The 5042-nt window shown below is 59.1% G+C and carries 4 protein-coding genes; 1 reads left to right on the forward strand and 3 read right to left on the reverse strand.

What is annotated here, in order from left to right:
- Window positions 1-348: 348 nt before the first annotated feature.
- The 3 genes from AAAX31_RS09965 to AAAX31_RS09975 form a co-directional block, all read right to left on the reverse strand.
- Entirely contained in the window at window positions 349-1749 is a 1401-nt protein-coding gene (locus AAAX31_RS09965; protein WP_118385429.1) for a phosphoglucomutase/phosphomannomutase family protein, read from the reverse strand.
- Between the two features lie 158 nt (window positions 1750-1907).
- Window positions 1908-2801 carry a homocysteine S-methyltransferase family protein gene (locus tag AAAX31_RS09970; RefSeq protein ID WP_055252635.1) on the reverse strand — a complete coding sequence of 298 codons (894 nt, stop codon included), beginning with the start codon at window positions 2799-2801 and terminating at the stop codon, window positions 1908-1910.
- Window positions 2802-2811: 10 nt separating this feature from the next.
- A complete protein-coding gene (locus tag AAAX31_RS09975; protein WP_035138800.1) occupies window positions 2812-3234 on the reverse strand; it encodes a metal-dependent transcriptional regulator in 423 nt (140 codons plus the stop codon).
- Between the two features lie 120 nt (window positions 3235-3354).
- On the opposite strand from AAAX31_RS09975, the gene pepT reads away from it, so the two are divergent.
- The gene (pepT, locus tag AAAX31_RS09980) at window positions 3355-4602 is read left to right on the forward strand and encodes a peptidase T (protein ID WP_349077102.1); all 1248 of its coding nucleotides are present in this window, start codon (window positions 3355-3357) and stop codon (window positions 4600-4602) included.
- Window positions 4603-5042: the final 440 nt, after the last annotated feature.

Below are 5042 nucleotides of genomic sequence, written 5' to 3' on the forward strand. Positions count from 1 at the left end.
CGATTCATATGGTTTTAGTATAGGAAAAGGAATTTCTCGGGGCCGCCTCTCGGCGGCCTTGCGAAAAACAAATCCAAGTTAGACCATTTCAAATGGTTCGATGTCTGCCCGGATGCGACACTGAAGTAAGTGTCCATCCTCGCAGTATCCGGTTCTCAAGGTGCACGCCTGGCGGCTGATCCGGTCCGACCGGGCCGCGCGGCAAGGAGATATATTGCCAGACCCGAGGGGCGCCGGGGGCGGGAATCTGGGCGTACACATTTCCTACACAATTTGGGATCCGACTAACGTTTGCCAGCCGTTAACTACCGCTCGCCGAGCATCTCTTTATATAAGGCAGCCTCATGGTTAAAGCGGATACGTTCCCCTAGCTAAAGCACAGCCAGCATCGAGCAACTCATCACGTTCTTCCACCGAGAACCCCTCGGCGTAGACGCGCACCACTGGTTCGGTCCCGCTAGGACGGACCAGCAGCCACGTATCATCCTCGAATGCTAAACGCAAGCCATCCATATGACTAACGTTTTGCGGTACCTTGCCACAAATCGACTTGGGGTTTACGCCCGGCAGCAGGGTTCGTAACGTTTCGGCATCTTCGGCCTCAAGGCGCAAATCGCGTCGACCGTAACTCGTCTTACCAAATCTGTCCTCGAGTTGGTCGACCAGAACGCCCAAAGGCGCGTCCGTCTTTGCCATAAGCTCACACAGAATCAGACAGGCGAGGATTCCATCGCGCTCGGGCATATGCGCGGCGATGCCGATACCACCGGCTTCTTCGCCGCCTATGAGGACGCCGCCCTTCTTCATCTCCGCCGCTATATATTTGAAACCGACTGGTTTGACGGTCACGCGGCAGCCAAGCGCCTCGGCAATGCGACGCACGAGCGTCGAGCATGAAAGATTGACGACGACGCGCCCCTCCAAATTACGAAATTGAACCAAGTCGCCCAAAACGAGCGCCATGATCTGATGCGGATGTATATATCTGCCGCGCTCGTCAACCGCGCCGATACGGTCGGCGTCGCCGTCGGTCACCAGGCCAGCGCAAGCTCCGTCCTCGATAACCGTATGCTCGCAAGCGTCCACCCACGGCTCAACGGGGTCGGGGCAGATATCTTCTTGGTCAGGCGCCTGCCCGGCGTGAATCTCGTGCACCTCAACGCCAAGCTCGCGCAGCAAGTCGGCTAGATAGCCCTGGGCTGCGCCGCCCATGGGATCGACAACCACGCGCAGGTGCGCGGCGCGGATGGCTTCGGCATCGACAAATGATGCCACCGCTTGCATATAGTCAGGAATGATATCCGCGGTGCGATATTGCCCCTCGATCCCCATTGGCTCGGGAGCCATGGTCTCTTCGAGCTCTTCGATGACATCCTGGTTGGCGGTCGAGCCGTCACCCATGCGAATCTTGAGACACAGATAACCCTGCGGATGATGGGACCCCGTCACCATGAGCGCGCCGCACGCCTCACCGTCATAAGCCGCCGCCCACGTAAGGGCAGGGGTCGGAACAGGTCGCGAAGCGAGCACGGCGTCTAGCCCGTGCGCTGCTAGCACACCCGCCGCAAGCTCAGCGAACTCGCGCGCCAGGGGCCGAGTGTCGAACCCTATATATACCGTTTTGCCCGGATTGGTCTTTTGCCACAACTCGCCGACGGCATCGGCGATACGGGCAACGTTATCGGCAGTGAAGTCCTCATCGACGCGAGCGCGCCAACCGTCAGTTCCAAAATGAATTATCGCGCACACGCGCAGACACCTCACAGTGTTTGGATCATGGTACGCATGAGGTATACCCGCGATACACACTCGGCAACCTGCCGGCACCAGCATTCACCATTTGGGCAAATGCTGCCGAGGACATGCAGGCAATAAAAAAACCGCCCCGTATGGAGCGGTTTTGCCCTTTATATATCGAGCGCCTCGGCCATCGCTGCCGTAGTGATTGCCGTGGTTCCACAGCAACTGCCCACCATTGCGGCACCGGCATGTCTCCATTCGATGCATGCGCGCGCGAAAGCTTCGGGGTTCTCGTGCCATACGGGGCCATCCTGAGTCTGGACCGGATCGCCCACGTTGGGACGCACCGTGACGGGAGTAGTCGCCGATGCAACCATCCTGGGCACCGCCGCGTTCGCGGCCGCAAGCGAACAGCAATTAACACCAACCGAGTTTGCGCCGTGTTTTTCGGCGTACAAAACGGCTGCCTCGATGTTGAGGCCATCGCCCAACAGGTCGCCTTTGTCATCAACGACAAAACTCACCAGGACAGGCATGCCGTCAGCGGCATCTCGAGCGCCGGCAAGCATGGGCTGCAAATTACGGATAGACGTCACCGTCTCGATCAGCAGACCATCAACACCAGCATTGAGTAAGGCGTGCGCCTGTTCGCGCGCAATGCCTCGGATCTCACGAAACTCGGCAGAGTCCTCGGCAAACCACTCAATACCGATCGGACCCATCGAGCCCAGTAGCAGCTGAGGGTGCGCCTGGCGGGCATCGTCGACGGCCCCGCGATTGACCTCCGCCACGGACGGCGCAATCTGATCGTGCTTGAGGGCATAGCTCGATGCCTGAAAGGTGTTGGTAATGAGCACCTGCGCGCCGGCGGCGACATACAAGCGATGGATACGAGAAACGGTCTGCGGCTCTGCCAGATTCCAAAACGCCGGTGGAATGTCGGCGGCATCGTACTCACTCAACAGAACACTGCCCATGGGGCCCTGCGCCAACAAGGTCTCGCTCGACAAGCGGCGCGTAAGTTCCTCGGCACCAAAGCGGTTGTAATAACTCGTATCCATATATATCCCGCTATTCCTCGACGCTGATTCCCTGCTTTTCGAGATAGGCGAGCCAGCGGTTCATCGTGTCCTCGGATAGCGCATGCTCCATCATGCAGGCCTCGGAATCGGCTCGCTCAAATTCGACACCGAGCTCCTGAACCAAAAACGTGCGGATGAGGCGATGACGGTACCAGATAGCCGTACCAACCTCGCGGCCGCGATCGGTCAGGACTACCTTGCCGTAGTGCGATTGCTCGACAAGTTCGGATGCTTTGAGCGCCGAAACCGCTTTATTGACCGATGCCTTGGAGACGCCAAGGCGCTGCGCGATGTCGACCGATCGCACGCCGTTGGTTTCCCCCTCTTCGCTTTCAATGCGAACCATGCACTCCAAGTAGTCTTCGTTCGCCACCGTCAGATGTAGTTCGCGCGAGCTATTTGTCGTATCCATGATCTTCCGTCCCTTCTGCATTCATTGGCTGATTCTACCCCATCCAAGCGTCGCGGTATGCCGTGGCATACCGTGCTAGAGTTCTTGTTGCACACGACGACCAAGATTGGAGCGGTCTTTATGGAAAACACCACCACGAACCCCGATGTCCTCGAGCGCTTTTTGCGCTACGTCCAGATCAACACGCAGTCCGAGGATGCAAACTGCGACCAGGTACCCTCGAGCGCCGTTCAGTTTGACCTTGCCAACGTGCTGGCTGAAGAGCTGCGCGAGCTTGGTGCGGAAGATGCCCACGTGACCGAGCACGCCTATGTCTGCGCGCATATCCCCGCAAGTGCGGGCGCTGAGGACAAGCCCGCCCTGGGCCTGATTGCCCATCTCGACACCACCGAAGTTGCACCGGGCGCCGGCGTGAAGCCGCACATCGTACACTACGAAGGCGGCGACCTGGTCTGCGGCACGGTTGACGGTAAGCCCGTTGCCATGAGCACCGCCAAGCTTCCCGCCCTGAATGACCTCGCGGGTGAGGACTTGGTCTGCAGCGATGGCACCACGCTGCTGGGCGCAGACGACAAGGCGGGCGTCGCTGAGATCATGTCGCTTGTCGCGCGTATCGCTCAGGACCCTTCTCTGCCCCATCCCGCACTCGGCATTTGCTTCTGCCCTGACGAGGAGATCGGCCACGGAGCCGAGCTGTTGGATATCGATACCTTTGGCTGCAAGTACGCCTACACGGTCGACGGCGGCCCCATCGGCGAACTGGAGTGGGAGTGCTTTAACGCCGCCGAGGCGACCGTCCGCTTTGAGGGCCAGTCCATCCACCCAGGCGACGCCAAGGGCCGCATGGTCAACGCAGGAAATCTGTTCTGCGACTTCAACGCGTTGCTCCCCTACGTGCAGCGCCCGGAGTATACGGAAGGCTACGAGGGCTTTTATCACCTTGAGGGCGTATCTGCGACCGTCGATCACGCCACAGCGCGCTATATCGTCCGCGACCATGACGCCGCCAAGTTCCAGCAGAAACTCGACCTTATTGATGCTGCCGCCTCGATGCTCAACCAGCGTCTGGGTGAGGAGCGCGTGACGGTCGAGATTAAGCAGCAGTATCGAAATATGGCCGAGATCGTTCGTGACTATCCCGAGCTTATTGATGTTGCCAAGGAAGCCTACCTTGCCTGCGGCGTTGCGTCCCAAGTGCTGCCGATTCGTGGCGGCACCGACGGCGCCCAGCTGTCGTTCCGCGGTCTGCCCTGCCCCAACCTTTCCACCGGCGGCTATTGCTACCACGGCGTCAACGAGTTCGTCCCGGTCAGCTCGCTCGTCAAGATGACCGACGTGCTCCAGGAGCTCGTCGCCCGCTTTGCATAAGCCTGGCCGCCCGCTTTGCATAAGCCTGGCTGCACAAGTCCAAAAGACGAATCGCCCCGTCCTCAACCAAGAACGGGGCGATTTTTTTGCTGCAATGAGAACAGGTTGACGCACGCCAGCCTCTTAACGCAAGGAGTGTCCCAAACTGCCGGCACAAAAGGAACGTCCCCAAGTGCCGCAAAATGACGACATCCACTCTCGCTTTGTGGGTAGTCATTGGGGAGGTTCTTGTTTGACTAGTCGTTTAAAAACGTCCCCAATGACTACCCAACGACTAGTCCGGACCAAGGCAACGCCGATGTTTTGGCAACGACAGACACTATGACCCAATCCGAGGGCACTAAAAAGATAGGAGCCCCCGCTCGTGACCGCGGGTCGGGGCTGCGACAATGATGTTGAAGTGCCATAGGCGCAGCCGCGCCGCAACGAGGTTGGGAGGC

Source organism: Collinsella sp. CLA-ER-H5 (assembly GCF_040092375.1).
GTDB lineage: Bacteria > Actinomycetota > Coriobacteriia > Coriobacteriales > Coriobacteriaceae > Collinsella.

Coding starts and splice junctions, on each gene's coding strand:
- AAAX31_RS09970 (WP_055252635.1), bottom strand. CDS start 2,801: ATGGATACGAGTTATTACAACCGCTTTGGTGCCGAGGAACTTACGCGC.
- AAAX31_RS09975 (WP_035138800.1), bottom strand. CDS start 3,234: ATGGATACGACAAATAGCTCGCGCGAACTACATCTGACGGTGGCGAAC.
- pepT (WP_349077102.1), top strand. CDS start 3,355: ATGGAAAACACCACCACGAACCCCGATGTCCTCGAGCGCTTTTTGCGC.